19 protein-coding genes and 1 pseudogene are annotated in these 15,576 nt (G+C 69.2%); 9 read left to right on the top strand and 11 right to left on the bottom strand.

Translation table 11 applies throughout. The features are described from left to right. The first annotated feature begins 55 nt into the window (after positions 1-55). The 5 genes from HCK04_RS41580 to HCK04_RS36110 all read left to right on the top strand — a co-directional run bounded on the left by HCK04_RS41580 (position 56) and on the right by HCK04_RS36110 (position 3,218). Entirely contained in the window at positions 56-208 is a 153-nt protein-coding gene (locus HCK04_RS41580) for a hypothetical protein (protein ID WP_205831149.1), read from the top strand. 44 nt (positions 209-252) lie between these two features. Then, complete coding sequence (locus HCK04_RS36125) at positions 253-999, top strand: hypothetical protein (protein ID WP_142651840.1); 747 nt, start codon at positions 253-255, stop codon at positions 997-999. Between the two features lie 66 nt (positions 1,000-1,065). Then, a complete protein-coding gene (locus HCK04_RS36120) occupies positions 1,066-1,986 on the top strand; it encodes a phosphotransferase (RefSeq protein WP_205831148.1) in 921 nt (306 codons plus the stop codon). After that, entirely contained in the window at positions 1,983-2,633 is a 651-nt protein-coding gene (locus HCK04_RS36115; protein ID WP_142651839.1) for a class I SAM-dependent methyltransferase, read from the top strand. Before HCK04_RS36120 ends, HCK04_RS36115 begins: the two co-directional genes overlap by 4 nt. A gap of 18 nt (positions 2,634-2,651) precedes the next feature. Further along, on the top strand, positions 2,652-3,218 hold the full coding sequence (locus tag HCK04_RS36110; RefSeq protein WP_142651838.1) for an HAD domain-containing protein: 567 nt from the start codon (positions 2,652-2,654) through the stop codon (positions 3,216-3,218). A 24-nt stretch (positions 3,219-3,242) separates the two neighbouring features. On the opposite strand, the gene HCK04_RS36105 is transcribed toward HCK04_RS36110, so the two are convergent. The 10 genes from HCK04_RS36105 to HCK04_RS36060 all read right to left on the bottom strand — a co-directional run bounded on the left by HCK04_RS36105 (position 3,243) and on the right by HCK04_RS36060 (position 13,283). After that, positions 3,243-4,181 (bottom strand): hypothetical protein, encoded by a 939-nt coding sequence (locus HCK04_RS36105; protein WP_142651837.1) that lies wholly within the window; start codon positions 4,179-4,181, stop codon positions 3,243-3,245. A gap of 100 nt (positions 4,182-4,281) precedes the next feature. Then, positions 4,282-5,856 carry a hypothetical protein gene (locus tag HCK04_RS36100; RefSeq protein WP_142651836.1) on the bottom strand — a complete coding sequence of 525 codons (1,575 nt, stop codon included), beginning with the start codon at positions 5,854-5,856 and terminating at the stop codon, positions 4,282-4,284. Positions 5,857-5,862: 6 nt separating this feature from the next. Continuing rightward, entirely contained in the window at positions 5,863-6,264 is a 402-nt protein-coding gene (locus HCK04_RS36095; RefSeq protein ID WP_142651835.1) for a hypothetical protein, read from the bottom strand. Positions 6,265-6,280: 16 nt separating this feature from the next. Then, positions 6,281-6,673: a DUF4913 domain-containing protein gene (locus HCK04_RS36090; protein ID WP_142651834.1), complete on the bottom strand. Its 393-nt coding sequence runs from the start codon at positions 6,671-6,673 to the stop codon at positions 6,281-6,283. Beyond that, positions 6,670-8,409 carry a TraM recognition domain-containing protein gene (locus HCK04_RS36085; protein WP_142651833.1) on the bottom strand — a complete coding sequence of 580 codons (1,740 nt, stop codon included), beginning with the start codon at positions 8,407-8,409 and terminating at the stop codon, positions 6,670-6,672. The genes HCK04_RS36090 and HCK04_RS36085 overlap by 4 nt, the downstream gene beginning before the upstream one ends. Then, positions 8,406-9,782: a hypothetical protein gene (locus tag HCK04_RS36080; RefSeq protein ID WP_142651832.1), complete on the bottom strand. Its 1,377-nt coding sequence runs from the start codon at positions 9,780-9,782 to the stop codon at positions 8,406-8,408. The genes HCK04_RS36085 and HCK04_RS36080 overlap by 4 nt, the downstream gene beginning before the upstream one ends. Continuing rightward, entirely contained in the window at positions 9,776-11,224 is a 1,449-nt protein-coding gene (locus tag HCK04_RS36075; RefSeq protein WP_142651831.1) for an SCO6880 family protein, read from the bottom strand. Before HCK04_RS36075 ends, HCK04_RS36080 begins: the two co-directional genes overlap by 7 nt. Then, positions 11,221-12,336 (bottom strand): hypothetical protein, encoded by a 1,116-nt coding sequence (locus HCK04_RS36070; protein WP_142651830.1) that lies wholly within the window; start codon positions 12,334-12,336, stop codon positions 11,221-11,223. Before HCK04_RS36070 ends, HCK04_RS36075 begins: the two co-directional genes overlap by 4 nt. Before the next feature lie 42 nt (positions 12,337-12,378). Continuing rightward, positions 12,379-12,996, bottom strand: coding sequence for a hypothetical protein (locus tag HCK04_RS36065; protein WP_142651829.1), 618 nt, complete (start codon positions 12,994-12,996; stop codon positions 12,379-12,381). Beyond that, on the bottom strand, positions 12,993-13,283 hold the full coding sequence (locus HCK04_RS36060) for a hypothetical protein (protein ID WP_142624562.1): 291 nt from the start codon (positions 13,281-13,283) through the stop codon (positions 12,993-12,995). The genes HCK04_RS36065 and HCK04_RS36060 overlap by 4 nt, the downstream gene beginning before the upstream one ends. Positions 13,284-13,474: 191 nt before the next feature. Here HCK04_RS36060 and HCK04_RS36055 point away from each other — a divergent pair, with 191 nt between their 5' ends. The 4 genes from HCK04_RS36055 (at position 13,475) to HCK04_RS44475 (ending at position 15,169) form a co-directional block, all read left to right on the top strand. Continuing rightward, positions 13,475-13,753, top strand: coding sequence for a helix-turn-helix domain-containing protein (locus tag HCK04_RS36055; RefSeq protein ID WP_142651828.1), 279 nt, complete (start codon positions 13,475-13,477; stop codon positions 13,751-13,753). 15 nt (positions 13,754-13,768) lie between these two features. Beyond that, entirely contained in the window at positions 13,769-14,692 is a 924-nt protein-coding gene (locus HCK04_RS36050) for an NlpC/P60 family protein (RefSeq protein WP_142651827.1), read from the top strand. Beyond that, positions 14,689-14,910, top strand: coding sequence for a helix-turn-helix domain-containing protein (locus tag HCK04_RS36045; protein WP_142651826.1), 222 nt, complete (start codon positions 14,689-14,691; stop codon positions 14,908-14,910). Before HCK04_RS36050 ends, HCK04_RS36045 begins: the two co-directional genes overlap by 4 nt. A 139-nt stretch (positions 14,911-15,049) precedes the next feature. Then, positions 15,050-15,169, top strand: a complete 120-nt coding sequence (locus tag HCK04_RS44475; RefSeq protein WP_142651873.1) for a DUF2637 domain-containing protein — start codon at positions 15,050-15,052, stop codon at positions 15,167-15,169. Between the two features lie 120 nt (positions 15,170-15,289). Here HCK04_RS44475 and HCK04_RS36035 read toward each other — a convergent pair. Continuing rightward, a pseudogene (locus tag HCK04_RS36035) lies at positions 15,290-15,541 on the bottom strand (transposase); the annotation flags it as partial. Positions 15,542-15,576: the final 35 nt, after the last annotated feature.

Genomic DNA, 15,576 nt, shown 5'->3' with positions numbered 1-15,576 from the left:
GACGGCGCGGTGCACACACCTGCGGGTACGACGGCACACCTGTGAGTGCCAGCCGGTGGTCTACGAGCTGTGCGTTTCCGGCGGCCTGGTGTTCATCCGCCGCACCGTCCGCAAGCCGGCCGGTCTGTCCGTACGCGAGACGGAGTGGCTCCTGACGGCCAGAGCCATGGAGCTCTGGCGACGCCTGCTCGCCGGGCAGGCCCGATAGCTCCCCCTTCGCCAGTAATCCCACGTCAGAAGGAGAGTGCCTCAATGACCCTGAGCGCCCAGCTCGACGCGTTCGCCGTCGAATTGCCGGTCGTCTTCGACCCACGCTGGAACCGCATCCCCGGGATCACCGTGGACGGAGCCACCATCACGGTCGACCCCGAGAAGTACTTCTTCCGGTTCGAGAACTCCACCTGGCTCCTGTGTGACTGGAACCTCGTCGCCGGCCAGCTTCTCGGCATCGAGGAGTCCGCGGAGACCGCTGTCGAACAGCTTGCCTTGGAGTTCGTGCAGGAGCACGGCTACTCCACCTCCGACGCGGGCCGGGTGCTGGCCACGGCCTGGGAGGTCTACAGCTACCTGTTCCGTGAGGAGCACCTGCCCACCCTCGGCCTGCCCCAGATCACCGCCGACCACCTGCGGATGCTCCGCGAGGCCGCCACCTTCATGGCGCTCAACAAGGTCGAGCTGGACGGCCACATCTCCAACGTCGGCCCATGCTGGTTCTTCCCCGCCGCGACCTCCGTCGTCTACGAGCTGGACGAGGAGGAGGGCGGCATGCTCGACGAGGTCTACCACGGCACATGGTTCAACGAGTACCGCCGCATCGAGTCGATCAAGGCGCACGCCGCGCTCGGCGGCCGGCTGGTCCATGGCTGCCAGTCGGTGCCCAACCAGTCGGGCGGTGCCTGCGTGCCGTACGGCGCCTCGATGCAGACCTTCCGCACCGAGCTGACGAGCTTCCGCGAGGAGTGGCTCGCCAAGGTCTACGCCTGCCGCACCGCCAGCTGACCCTTCCCGTACGGCCCGCGCTTCGGTGAGCGCGGGCCGTACGCCTCAGATGCCAAAGGAGTAACCGTGGTGGATGAGCTGACCGTCACCCGGCTGTGCGCCGAGTTGTGCGCCAAGGCGAGGTTTCCGGGTGAGCCGAAACGTGAGCCGATGCGTGCCTGGTCGCTGTCGGCGGTGGAACGCCTGCACTTTCCCGGCGGCTCCACGGCCATCTTCAAATTCGCCGCCGAGCCGTTCACCGGCGAGGACCGGGCGCTCAAGCTGGCCGCTGTCCATGGCGTGCCCGTCCCCGACCTGTACGCCTCCGCCGTCAGCGACGGCATCCTCGGCATGTTGATGCAGGACCTTGGCGAACCGGCCCGGGAGGCATCGGATGATGACGGGGTGAAGGCGGCGGTCGTACTCCACCGGGTCCGCCCCTCGGAGATTCTGCCGACGACCCTCGACGCCGACGAACTGCGGGCCCTGCCCTTGCGCGCGCTTGCCCACCTGGACTACCTGCGGCAGGTCCGTCGCTGGAAATCCACTCTCGACATTGCCGAGATGCTCTCCGCGCTGGACAAGGTGGCTCCCGTACGTGCTCAGGGGGCGGAGCTGGCGCCGTTCGGGCTGTGCCACTCGGAGTTCCACCCCAGCTCGCTGCACGTCGGGCGGACAGGATGGCGGCTGCTCGATTTCGCCCGCGCCTTCAACGGCTCCGGCCTGCTCGACTTGGCCTCCTGGCCTGGAACTCAACAGCCCGCCAACGTGCAACGGGTCCGTCGGCTGATCGAAGCCTACGTCGCCGCCGGCGGATCGCAGGAGGCCTTGGCGCCACGGGGTGGCCTGTCCGCCGAGGCGTGGGCCCTCGGCTGGCACCGGGTCTGGATCGTGGAGTGGTTCATGGACCAGACCGTGCACTGGATCAACGACCCGAGCAGCGATCCGGTCTACATCAAGGCCGTTCGGCGTCACCTCCGTGAAGCCGTACGGCTGCTCGCGCCATGAACCGCCAGGCATGGCAGGAGCACGCCCGGCAACGTCAGGCTGTCGAGTCGGCAGCGCCGGCGGCGGCTCCGCCTCGCATGTATTGGACGCCGGAGCCTGACGGCGGGCCAGGAGCCGAGATCCTGGGACACCTCGCGTGTGCGCGCGTTCTCGAGTTGGGGTGTGGCCCGGGCCATCACCTCGCGCACCTTGTAGGAGTCCATGGCGCCACTGGGGTCGGCGTCGACATCTCGGAGAGGCAGATCGAACGGGCGCGCACGCGCTATGGGCACCTGCCGGGGATCTCCTTCGTCGCTGCCGACGCGGTTGAGTTCCTGGAGGCGTCGTGCCATTCGCACGACATCTGCTACTCCGTCTTCGGCGCCGTGGGACTCACCTCGCCGAATGTGCTCGTGCCGTTGATCGCGCGGGTGCTGCGGCCCGGCGGAGTGTTGGCCTTCGCCGTTCCGCATCCCAGACGCAGTGACCGGGACAGCACGTTGTTGTTGCCGTCCGGCGGCAGAATGCCGATCCGCCGCTGGGAGCCGAGCGTGCTCGCCTGGGTCGCGCTGCTGTTGGCAGCCGGTTTCCGGGTCAAGGACCTCCAGCACCTGGGTGAGTCGCCGGCAGGCCCGAACACCTTGCTCGTTGTCGCCCGTAAATCATGACGGTTCGAGGAGGCTGTCGTGCCCGAGGTTTATCTGCTCATCGACGTCGACGGCGTGCTGATCCCGTTCCCCGACAGCGAGGGGAACGGACCGGCTACTCACGTGAGGCACAGCGTCGTACCCACCGGCTATGACGCGGGCTCACCGGTTCCCATATGGCTGGATCCCACGCACGGGCCCATGCTGGCTGAGCTGATCAGCGAGCTGCCTCTGACACCGGTCTGGTGCACCAGTTGGCGTGGCGACGCCAGCCCCTTGATCGGCGCCAAGCTGGGCCTGGAGCCGTTCGCGCATGTCGAACTGGCGCGTCAGGACATCACGACGAGCCACCCCAACGGCTACCTCTGGAAACGGGACGACGTCTCGGCCTGGCTCGGCACAGCTCAGGCCGTCTGGATCGACGACGACTTCACCCCCGCCGACCACGCCTGGGCCGCAGGCCGGACGGCAGCAGGAATTCCCACCTTGCTCGTCCAGCCGGATCCCAGAGTCGGGCTGCTGCCGACGCATCTGGAGACGATCCGTTCGTGGATGGCCGAACTCGTCAGCATGCCCTCCCGGCCCTTCACGTCCCTGCGCGATTGATACGAGCGTCGCCCGAGCAGCCCGTCAGCAGATGGGCTTGCGATACCGGGATAGGCGCAGTTCGTATCCCGTCTCCGCGCCAGCGGCGGTGAGTGCCGTGCCGCCGCTGGTCGTGGCGTTCCAGATCCAGGGCAGTACGTGGTGAATGGGGGAGGGGCCGGGTGAGGCGCAGATGGCCTGCCGTAGGGATAGGCGCAGCTCCTGCAGATCCTGCAGGTCCGTCACCGCGTGACTGAGGGCCCGTTGCCGTCCGTCCCTGGCGGTGGCATCGACCAGCGCCATCGCCTCCTTGAAGGGGTCGGCCGTCGGCTGCGTGTCAGCGACGGGAGCCTCGAGCTCGGTGCCTGGCACTACCTGGAGCCGGGCTGTGCGCCAGGTGCTCCAGTCGGTTCCGATGCTGTCCAAGGCGGCCAGCAGTAGTTCGACGACGCGCCGCTCTGCGTCGTCGCCGTTTCCCCACACAGCGGTGATCAGCGGAGTGACCTGAGCCCAGGTGAGGTGGTTGAAGCGCGTCCGCGCCTGGGCGGCCGGCGGTGTGTGAGGCATCGGCGGAGTCAGGTAGCTGAGGTCGATGCGGCGAGCCGGATGATGATGTTCGGCGAGGTCGAGGTACCCCGAGAGCTGTCCTCGACGGTGACTTGCGGTCTCGGTCTTCAGCTCGATCATCCACAGGCGCTCGGGCCAGAGCATCGCGTAGTCGGGTGCTCCGCCCTGTTCGTCGTCATGTCGGCGTGGAAGGTCGAACTCGTCGACGAACTGCGGCCGAACATCCCAGGCGCCGGTGCCGAACGAGAGCGCGTCCAGCTCAAGCAGGAAACGGGCTCCGCGGTCCGAGGGAGCGTTGGGCGTATTCCACCGTGGATAGGGCCCGCCGAGGATCAGCATGGTCAGCAGCCGCTGGCAATATTCTTCCCGGCCGAGCCGGAGCCGTCCTAAAAGGCGCAGAGGATCTTCGGTCGCCATGACCGTCACGATCTCACGGCTCGGCTCGGGCCGCCCAGGGCCAGGATGGCGGAGCGCACGAGAGCCGGGGAGACAACCAAAGTCTTCCCGCTCCCCGCCACTACCTCGTCGGCTTGCTTGCCTGCCGTCCGCCGTCGGAGTTGGACCTTGAGGCTGCCGTGACCGCGCCGATGGGAGCCACCCGGATGTTCGAGGTGTACTGCGATGCCGTCGCGCTGTTGGCCACGGTGGTGTCGTCGAAGAGTGCCGAGACCAGGGCGGGATCTCGGCGGCGGTCGAGGATGGACAGCGCGACCATGACGCTCGGACGCTCCCCAGGAGTGGCCGTATCGAGAGCAGCTCGATTGAGATCCGCAAGCACCGAGTTCGTGTAGCCGACGACGTCTCGGTACGCCCCCACGAGGGCTCGTACCCCGGATGCTCCCACCTGGCCGTTCACGGCAGCGGTGGTTCTCGACATCGCGTGGATCGCTTCGATCTGGCCAGGGGCGGTGACCTGCGCCAGATCACGATGGCCGAGTACGGCGAGGGCTTCTACGGCGTGCCGGACGGAAAGCAGGATCTGCGACATGTCCGCGGTCGTCGGCGCCAGCTCGGCTGGGGACTTCAGCGTCGGCAGGTTCCGCAGCTCGAAGGTCCACTCCGGGTTGGTCGAGATGAGACGGCCCAGGCGAATGGTCATCTGGTCAAGGTGATCCGCGGGGCTCGGGCGTCGCTGGTCGAACAGGAGCCGCTGCCAGCGGTGCCGTACGGCCTGCCAGCGGTCGAGCACACGGTGAAGGCCTTCTGCGGACAGGCGTAGCGTGCGGCGGACGAGCAGTTCGCGGGCGGGATGCAGTTCGGTGTGCCGCCGGGTCAGCATTGTGACGGCCTGGTAGGCGCAGTGAAGGGCCACGACAGCGGCGGTGGCGTTACGTCGGCAGTCCGCGGACGACAGCTGTCCTCCCGCCTCGGGCTGGGCCGTGCGTATGCCCTCGGCGTTCGTGATGATCCCGGCGCAGAGCTGCTCGACCGAAGCGGTCGCAGGTAGCGCCGAGGGCGGCCGGGTCGCCCTGAGGGGTACGGCGGCCAGCGTCTCGGTGGCTCCCGGCGCCGTCACTCGGAAGGCGATGTCACCCGCGGTCTGCAGGGCGGTGACCAACCGGTCGAGCCGTACGCTGTCCAGACCCGCCCTGCGCACTTCGGCTCGGGCCGCCTTCACGACTCGGCCGAGGAGCTGTGCCTGGCGTGCCACGACGTCCAGCACCGCGTGCCGGACGCCCATGTCCTCAATCGCGTTCGCCCAGTCCGATCGCGGGTTGTAGTGCGTCTTCAGCAGGTCATGGCCGGTGCCGAGGGCGAGCGCGGCGCCTGCGACATGGACCGGGACGGGATGCGCAGTGTTGCGATTCCGGCCGGCGAGTTGCCGGTCGAGGTCGCGCAGGATCACGTCGGCTTCCTGCAGCAGGACGCGTGGATGGTTCACTCGGTCCCACAGATGGGACAGCCGCTCGTGCGCGGGGGCGCGCTCAGGCGCGAGATCGTCCAAGTATCGGAGTAGGACCGTCGTCATCCGGCGCGCCGGCTCGATCGTCGCGATGGCGGCGACACCGGAAACGGAGCGTTCGGCGCAATAGACGGCGGTGTTCATCTGCTCGGACGCCTCACGCAAGAAGTCGCCGAAGACGGTTGCCATGGTCGCTCACCCGCCCAGGAAAAGCTGGATGCGGGTGCCGCAACGTGAGGCGGTCAGCGCGGCGAGCCGGGCGTCCGGGGTCTTCAGATCGAGAGCCCTTTCGGCCATCACCTCTCGGAGGAGCCCGCCCAGGGCCGCCATCGCCTCCGTGACAGCCGACCGGTCGTCGGCGTCCTTGAAGACCAGCGGCATCTCGTACGCCGTAGCGGGAACCGCTCTGAGCGCGGACGCACCCTCGAACGCGGCGCTTCCGGCCGAGACCCATGCCGGAAACTCCTCTGGATCACTCGCGCCTTCCATGGCCCTGGCCGCCTCCGATGCGACCAGGAACGCGTGTAGAGCGGTGTCGACGTCGCGCCATGCCTCCAGCTCGGCGTGCGCCTTGGACAGCTCATCGATCAGGGACACGAGACCTCCTAGTGATTCAGACATGACTGTCGAGCTCGGGCTCATCCGCCGGACCATCCGAAGCGGATTCTGTGGAAGAGGGCCACCAGCCAGGCGGGGCGGGGTCGACGTTGGCCAGATGGGGTTCGAGGTGTTCGTCCTCACTGCACTGATAGAAGGGGCCGCGGGCACCGAGCAGGATGGGCAGTTGGTGGTCGAGGTGGTCGCGGTACCAGACGCCCATGCCGGTGCCCGCTTCCAGGCGCAACACCTCCCAGGCGTGCCAGAGTGCCGTGAGCCGCGAGATGGCCTCGGCGTGCCTCCACCACTGGGCGCACCAGCGGAACTCCCCACCGAGCGTCCGCCGGTACATGGGGACAAATCGCTCGGTCACCCATTCCTCGACCGTCTCGTAGACCGGTTCGGTCATCGTGCCGCTCCTTCCGCGATGAGCCGTTCGAGCCGGTCACGGCAGGCTTGGATCCGGTCGGCGTCGCGGCTCTCGTACCAGGGGAGCAGTGAGATCAGGGCGGGACGTCCGCCGGTGGCCAGCAGCAGCGCGGTCCCCGGCGGGAGCGCGCGGATGGCGGCGGGTTCGAGAATGTCCTGCCGGCGCAGCGAGATCTGCTCCGAGGCCCGGCCGTCGGCGTACGAGACGGAACGGACGGGCACGTCGTGCTGGCCGACGAGCGTGGCCAGGTCACGAGCCAGGCGCGGGGAGTCGACGCCGGCACCGATGACCTTGCGGGTGGCCGCACCCCACATGGCGGCCATGCCCGCCTCGCCCCACACCGTGACGCCTTGCTCGTACGACTGGAGGATCGTCACGGGGACGATGCCGCGCGAGCCGAGGTGGCTGTACAGCTCGGGCAGGTCGGCGATCCGGCAGATGTTGGCCGCCTCGTCGAGGGAGACGACCATCGGCGGGTCGAGCCTGCCGCCCATGCGCTCAGCCCGGCGTTCGGCGGCCCGCATCGCGGTGTCGGTGAGCGCGGCGATCAGCGGCGCGGCAGCCGAGCGCGACTTCGACAACAGATAGAGGGTGTCGGTTCCAGCGGCGAAAGCCTGCGGGTCGAAGACCGGCAGGGCCGACGGCGTGACCCAGGAGATTATCGCCTCGTCGCGCAGTGCTTTGGCGGCTGTGCGGGCTGTCTGGTAGATGCCGTCGCGTGTCTCGACCGCGCCGTTCTGCGCGCCGCGCAGCGACGAGGCGAGCAGGGAGAAGCCTGCGGCCTCCAGCAGCTCAACCGGCGTTGGTACGGCAGGCGTGTCGAGCCATTTGGCGACATCGCGCATCGTGCGGCCGGAGGACGCGGCGGCGAGGAACAACGCGCAGAGCAGGTCCTGCGCGGCGGGTCCCCACAGGTCACGCTTGGTGCCGTCGTCGACGGTGAGGACGAAGTGCCCAGCGAGGCGGTGAGCGTCCTCCACCGTCGCGAGACCGCGTAGCGGGTCCCACCACCATGTTTGCGGCTGATAGGTGATGTGCTGTGGGTCGAACAGCCACACAGTGCCCTCGGCAGCACGAAGTGAGGCTGTCGCCGCCCACAGGTCGGACTTGTTCGACGTCGCGATGACCGGCCCAGGAGCCGAGAGCACGTACGGAATGCTCAGGCAGGTCGTCTTGCCCGACCTGGGGGCCATGAAGGCCACGATGGTGTCCTCCCAGGAGGCGTACAGCGTGGGCCCGCTTCGCATCAGGTCGCCGAGCGCCAGCCCGATGTCGCAGGGCATCACCGCCCCGGACAGGGACGGCCGCAGCTCGCGCGCCTTCTTCTCTGCCGCCTCCGGCTTCAGCGCAGCGAGCCCGGGATTGTCCGCGAGGGCGGCCACCGGATCCACCGGATCGGGCAGCCGTCCGATGACGAACCACCAGGCGGCCACGACGATGCCGAGCGCGGTAGTCAGGAGGACGGCGGCAACGACGACAACGGCGAGCGTCGGGGTGCTGGGCCAGGCGGATGCCGTACGGCCTTCGAGCACACGCCATGCGAAGTCGGTGCCGAACTCGCGGACCCGCCCGCCGAACAGGGCGGCCGCGACGCGGGCGGCGACCCAAATGAGGCCGAAGAACGCAACGACGCCCCACCCCGCGAAGAGCGCTATCCACGCTCCGGTCGCGCCGTGCGGGGTGAATCCGGTGCGCGGTCCCACCGCTCTCGTCATCGGATCGCCTGGTCGGTGTCGTAGAGCTCGTGCTCGACGCCGACGAGCGCGAGCTCGACCGGGATGCCGAGCCGGTCGCCGGTCTTGATGAGGTACTTGCCGCGACCCGGATGCCGGGCGCCCGGTTGCCAGGTGTCCGGCGCGGACCAGGAGGCGACCAGCTCCTGCTCCGGCCCGGTCAGGCGGGTGATCTCGCTGACGCGGGCCAGCTCGCGCGGGGGCAGCCCGGCCAGCACGGTGATGGCGCTGCGGTCGATGAAGCCGCGAGCCTTTGCCCGGTCCTCCTCGGTGGGCAGTGCCTCCAGATCGGCAAGCGAGTGAGTGATCATGATGGAGGCCATGCCCTTGGCGCGGTTGAGCCGAGTCAGGCTGTCGGCGTACTCGACCAAACCCGGCGCCCCGCGCAGCGCCCGCCACAGCTCGTCCATGACCGCCATATAGGAGTGGCCGGTCGTGCCGTCGACCATGGCGAAGCCGTATGCCCAAGTGCACAGCATCGCTGCGGTCAGGAGCTTGTCGCCGGCCGCGCCGACGCGGGAGATGTCCACGGAGACCGCGGGCGCGGTCAGGTCGATGGGGCGGGTGGTCGGCCCGTCGAAGACGCCGGCAAGCGAACCGGTGCAGAGCAGTTCGAGAGTGAAGACGAGGTCGCTGACCCGCTCGCGGTATCGCTCCGGGTCGTCAGTCCGCGCGGCCGATCGCAGCGCTTCGGGGCCTTCTTCGAGTACGGCGAGCACGTCGGGCACGGTCGGGGCGGTGAGGCGTTCGTCGAGCAGGTCGATGGCCCGGCCGAGGATGACCTCTTCGGCGTTGCTGACCGGTGCCTCGCGGATGAGCGTGCAGAGCGCCATCAGCAGCGAGAGCCGCCGTCCGCGCAGCTCCCAGCGGGTGCGTTCGGCTTCGGCCCCGCGCTGGGTCCGTACGGCGGCGCCGAGCGGCCCGGCGTCGAGGGGGTTGATGCGGTCGAGGCCGCGACCGACGCGGATGACCTGTCCGCCGACGTGCTCGACGAGCATGGTGTAGTCGGGTTTGGTGTCGCCGAGGATCAGCGCGGTCGAGCCGGACGCGATGGCCCCGACGATGAGCCGCTTGACCAGGGTCGACTTGCCGGTCCCCGGCTGGCCGAGGACGAACACGCCCGGGTTGGTGACCAGCCCGGCGCGCAGCCAGGCCAGTGGGTCGAGGCAGACGACCTCCCCGAACAGCTGGTGGCGGCCGATCGGTGTGCCGATGGCGGGGGAGCCCGAGCCGGCCACGAACGGGAAGAGGCCGCACACTTGTGCCGTGGTCGCCTGGAACTCCGCGCCGGCCTCCACGTGCACGGCGCATCCGCCGTACGGCTCTCGCCAGCCGCGTGCGGGAGTCTTCACCATGACCTCCTGGTCAGCTCGGCCGGGCAGACGCCGCAGGGCAAGGTGGTGGCGAACCCGGCGGACTGGCTGCCCCACAGGCGGCGCAGCCGGATTCGGGAGGCTTCCGCGGCGGCCTCGGTGACCGCGACGGCCTGGGCCAGGTCCTCTTCGTGAGTGACCGTGGTGGTGACGTACAGCGTCACGAGCGTGACCCCGGCCCCGGTGGCTTCCTCGGCGGCGGCCTGCCGGGCGCGGGCCTGGTCGTAGGCGTCACGGGCGGTCTCGTCCCGCCCGGTCCGGCGGCGGTACTGCTCGCGGAACGCGGCGGCGTTGACCTCGTCTTCGAGCACCCGTGTGGCCTCGGCGGCGGGCAACGGACGGTATTGGAGACTGACCCGCTTCGGGTATGGACCCGGAGCGACCAGGCGGCTGAGTACGTCGGCGGGGACGTTCTGGCGTGGCGCCTCGTGCCAGGCCCAGCTCACGCTGATCCCGCTGTCGTGCCGGTAGTGATCTGGGTGCTCTTCGGCGCCGATCGGACCGGCGTCCGCCCATGTCAGGTCATCGGCGCGGGCGGTGTCGGCTCTGGCGGCGGGATCGTATGCGGCACGGACGATTCCAGCCAGCTCGGCGGCGGTCGCCCGGCCGGTGACGGTGACGCCGCACGATCCGAGCGCGGAGGCCAGCGCGTCGGTGGTGCGGCCGAGCTCGCCGATTGCCGTGCTCATGTCGCCCTGTCCGGCGGGGGAGCGGGCCGGGTCGAACGTCACGCTCACGTAGGTGTTCACGCGGGCCGCCGTACGCGGTGCCGTACTGACCAGTTGCCGCATGAGCAGGGCCGCCGCCTCGGGAGCCGTGGAGGACAGCGCGCGGCCGACGGTGTCGGCGAGCGCGGAGCCGGGCTCGGGCGCGGTGTCGACGGTGACCGTGGCCCAGCGGACGGCCGGCATGTGTCCGAGCGAGGCCAGCCAGGCACCCCAATTGGACACCCAGGCGTCGGCGTCCGACCGCTCCGCCAGCCAGGTCGACGCGGGCGACACCTTCAGCGTCGCGGTGAACAGCCCGGTGCGGCGATCCCACGCGATGCCGTACGGCCGGCCGAAGGCGTCCTCGGCTGACATCAGCCGAGTCGCGGCCAGAACCCCAGGGAGCTGAAAGGCGCGGGGGTGAGCGACGACGACTCCGGCGCGGTAGCGGGTGTGACCGCGGGCTTTGCCGTACGACCAGCGGATCCGGCGCGTGACGAGGTGGGCGACGGGAACGCCGCTGACCCGGATAAGCACCAGTGCTCCAGCCAGGGCAGTGGGCGGCCCGGTGTAGAGCGCGGCACGGAGGTCCACGGACACGGTGAGGACCAGTGCGGTGAGCGCACCCAGCGCGACGAACGTCCCGGTCGTGCCCAGGCCGAGCAGGCCGAGCCCGCGCCGTCGGCGCCAGCCTCCGTAGGTACGGATGTCCGTCATCGCTGGTGGTCCTCTCGCATGGAGTTCGCCGCGGTCTTCGCGCCGGATGCCACGCCACTCGCCGCGGTCGACGCCGCGGCGGCAGCTGGTCCCGCCGCTTTGGCACCTGCTCCTGCCGTCGTCGAGCCCGCGGTCGTCGTCCCAGAGGATGGGGGCGCGCCAGTTGACGCTCGTCTGCCCCCGAGCTGGGATGACAAGTAATCGGCGTGGCTGCTCGCGCCCGTGGGGGAGGAGGACGAAGACGAGTTGCGGAAGGAGCTGAGGGCGACGGCTCCGGCGACGCTCGCTCCGAGGATGCCGCCACCTCCACCGGCGGTTGCCAGCGAGCCCGTCGTCCACGTGAAGAACTTCATCAGCACCGGCATGGCGATCAGCGACAGGAGCATCATCGCGAACCCCATGAGGATGGTCCGTACGTCCTTGCCTTCGCCGACCATGGTGAACGTCGTGGCGAACACGGCGGCGACGGCGGGCTTGTAGAAGATCAGGGCGAGCATCCAGCCGGTCACCTTGCGGAACCACGGCTTGGTCATCACAGTCATCGACCCGGCGGCGGCCAAGGGGAGAAGGCCGGCGAGCACGACCAGGGCCGCCTCGCGAAACAGCATGAGCACGGCCTGCACCACGCCGATCAAGATGGCCACGACCCCCAGCACGATCACCACACCGGGTGCCGCGCCGGTCAGAGCCAGGATTTTCGTGAGGCGCCGGCCGAAGTCGTCATGGGAGACGGTGTCGAGGACCCAGGTGGACCAGGCGTCGCCAGCTTTGACGAGCATCGAAGCCGTCAGCACGCCGATGGTCGAGGTCGTCGCGATGACGACCAGGCCGGAGCCGACGTCGACCAGCGGGCTGCCCTTGCGGGTCAGTGCCATCTTGCCGCCCGCACTGAGCACACCGAGTACGGCGACCGCGATCGCGATCGGCAACGTCCATTCGCGCAAACGGTCCACGGCTGATTCGGTGGCGAGGTCGGGCGAGGGCACCCTGACCCACCAGGAGATGCTGTTGCCGACCACCCATGCCACGCCGTCCTGGATGGCTTTGGCGATCTCGCCCAGCACGCCGTTGGCGGCCCCGGCGGCCACCTTGCCGGCGACGTACTCGGTCACTGAACAGCTTGGAGAAAGCAGGCTCTCGCACGGCATGGTTGGTCACTCCTTGAAGCGGGTGTAGCCGTCGAGAGACTTGAGCTCCGTCGCGGCGTTGCCCCAGTCGCCGTCCAGTGGCGCGACCACGCGCCAGTCGCCGTCCCGCCAGACGACCTGGATGCGGGTGGTGGCTCGGACCGTGGTGCCGCGTCGGTCCGGGCCGGCGCTGACGATGTCGACGGTGGCGGCATCGGCGGCGTAGGACTCCCAGCGGTAGGCCTCCTCATCCACGTAGGCCTTGCCGAGCGGACTGCCTTGGGGGAGTCCGGCTTCCTGCCTGCTCTCCTCGTATGTGGTCCGCGTCTGCTCCAGGAGACGACCTGCGTCCGGACCGACCACCTGCTCGGTGATGGTGGGCTCGAACACGGTCGGGCCCCACTGCGAGTTCGCCCGTACGCCGATGTGCAGCGCGGCGAGCAGCGCACCCTCCCGGGTGTGGGAGAAGCCCTTGGCGCGGTCATGGTCGAGCACGCGCGGGCCGTCGAGGTCCGACAGCGGCAGCCGTACTCCATGAAAGTCCAGCCAGGTGATGCGCGCCTGGCGGGCCGGGGGAGCCGGTGTTGTCGACGTGCCGCAGGCGCACGCCGTCAGCAGCACCAGGACGAGGGCGGGCGCCTTCATCGGAGGAACATCCCGACGATGCCGGAGGCGGTCGCGGCCAGGCTGAGCCCGCCGAGCACCCAGGGGATGCCGGACGCGCCGTCGGCCGCGAAGGACGAGCGGTTCTTGCGGCCGATCGCCATCTGCGCGCCGCAGATGAGCAGGCCGGCGACGCCCGCGACGATGACGCCCCACTTGCCCCAGCCGAGGATGGTCGTGATCGGCCTCTCTAGGCCCGGCGGTGCGATCGGCGCCGGATTCGGCACCGGCCCCGCCTGAAGCATGTCGGCAACTGCGCTGACCAGCATGGATTGCCCTCCCTTTGCTGACATGGGGTCGATGGATTGTCGCAATCGGTAGCGTGACTGTCACGCTCCGTGGGTATTCCAGAGCGCAAGCAGTCTCAAACGGCTGCATCCGTCTTCAGGTATTCACAAGACGTGCTGTCGCAGTCGCGTGGGGGAAACTGAACGGTGACCGCTGACCACGAGGAGTGACCATGACCGATCCGCTTGGGCGTGATCCGGATGTGCTGACCACCAAGGAACTGGCCGCCAAGCTCGGGCTGTCGGCCCAGACCGTCCGCCGCATGGCCAGCGCCGGCCAGATCCCGGCGCTGCGGACCGGCAAGGACTACCGCTACTCGTGGAACGCGGTCCTCGACGTGCTGCAACAGCCCCATCCGATAGCGGGGGGCAGTGGAAATGAGGAGAGCAGGCCGGGCGCCGGACGGCTGGCGACGCAGCAAGCTCGGGACCGAGCTGCGCGGGAGTTGTGACACCGGCCGGTCTCGATGACCGCGCGGCTGCTCGTGGCGGCCGCCGGTCTGCTCATCGCGATACCGCTCGGGCTGATCCTGGCGTTCACCGCCTTGAACGGCTCCGTTGGCTGTGGTCAGGGGCAGGACGGTGGCATCCCGCCGGACTACCTGCAGCTGTATCAGCAGGCTGGGCAGAAGTACGGCATCCCCTGGCAAGTGCTCGCGGGGATTGGCAAGGCCGAAAGCGACCACGGGCGCGGTACCGGTGTCGGCATCCGGGATGGTGCGAACCGCGCCGGCGCGATGGGCCCCATGCAGTTCCTTGATACGACCTGGGCGGCGTACGGCGTGGACGGGAACGGCGACGGCCGAACGGATGTCTACGACCCGGCCGACGCGATCCCGTCGGCGGCGAAGTACCTGAAGGCGAACGGGGCGCCGGCGGACATGTACCGGGCCGTCTGGCGCTACAACCACGCCGACTGGTACGTCCGCCGGGTCCTCGGCTTCGCCCGCGGTTACTCTTCGGGCTCGGCTGGTGTGGGGGAGGAGCTGTGCGCGCTTCCTGCGGCGCGGACTGCCGTGGCCGGCCGTGTCCTCGCCTACGCGCGGATGCAGCTTGGCAAGCCGTACGCGTGGGGAGCTGAGGGGCCAGGCGCGTTCGACTGCTCGGGGCTGACCATGCGCGCCTATCAGTACGCGGGAATCCTGCTGCCGCGTGTCGCCGCCGACCAGTGGCGCCAGGGGCCCACTGTCACTCGCGGCCAGGAGCAGCCCGGCGACCTGGTCTTCATGCACCCGGGAGCCGGCGGGCCCGGGCATGTCGGGGTCGTCGTCACTCCCGGCCAGATGATCCACGCGCCGCACACCGGAGACGTCGTGCGCTACGCGTCCTATTCCGCTCGTTCTGATGTGGTCGGGTTCACCCGGCCGGCAAGCTTGATGGAGAAGAAATGAAGGGCCTCACCCTGGCCGAGCTGCAGCAACTGCCTGCGACGGTCGACCTGCTCACCGCCGCCCGGGCTCTTGGGCTTGGGCGGACCAAGGCGTACGAGCTGGCCAAGAAGGGCGAGTTCCCCTGCCGCGTCATCCGCGTCGGCGTCGCCTACCTCGTCCCTACAGCCGAACTGCTCAAGCTTCTTGGGGTGGAGCCGCAGCTCGGGGGCAATCCTTGATCTCACATGGGGGTTGATGTCGGAGGGGGGAGACGAACCAATTACACATCCCTTCGCCCTCACCACCCGCTTCCTACTCGACCAGAGGTGAGCGGTTGTGGAAACCGGTCTCTCCCTGGCTGCGCGACGCATCCGGTGTATGACGATCGCGGGTGTCGCGCTTCTGGCGCTGATCGCAGCGGTGGTCTCGTTCAAGCACATGCACGAACTCTGCCTTCGGCACGGTGAGGACCACCTAAGTACTCCAGTGACATTTTGAGATCATGAGTGAGGTCTGCGCTGGTAGTGGCATCGGCGGGCGGTGGCCTGATCAGCAGGCGACGGATCTCCGGCATAGTCAAGGCAGGTGCTTTTCGTCGCCGCCGGGCTGGGATGCGGCCAGGCCCGCGGGGAAGGCCAGGGCGAGCATCGCCAGCGTGATGTGGCGGTGCCAGCCGTTCCAGCTGCGGACCTGGTAGTGGTCCAGCCCGACCTGGCCCTTGGCGGCCTGGAAGGACTCCTCGACCGTCCAGCGGATGCCGGCGATGCGCACCAGGGCGACCAGCGGCACCGGCGTGGATGCGTAGCAACGGTAGAAGGCCAGTTCCCCGGTGGTCAGGTCGCGACGGATCAGCAGCCACCGGTGACCGGGCCGGTGGGTGTCGACGCGGGTCCAGGCTCAGGCGT

Origin of the sequence: Microbispora sp. CL1-1, from assembly GCF_012034195.1 — a bacterium.
Taxonomy (GTDB): domain Bacteria; phylum Actinomycetota; class Actinomycetes; order Streptosporangiales; family Streptosporangiaceae; genus Microbispora.
This window is presented reverse-complemented; position numbering and strand designations above follow the sequence as displayed.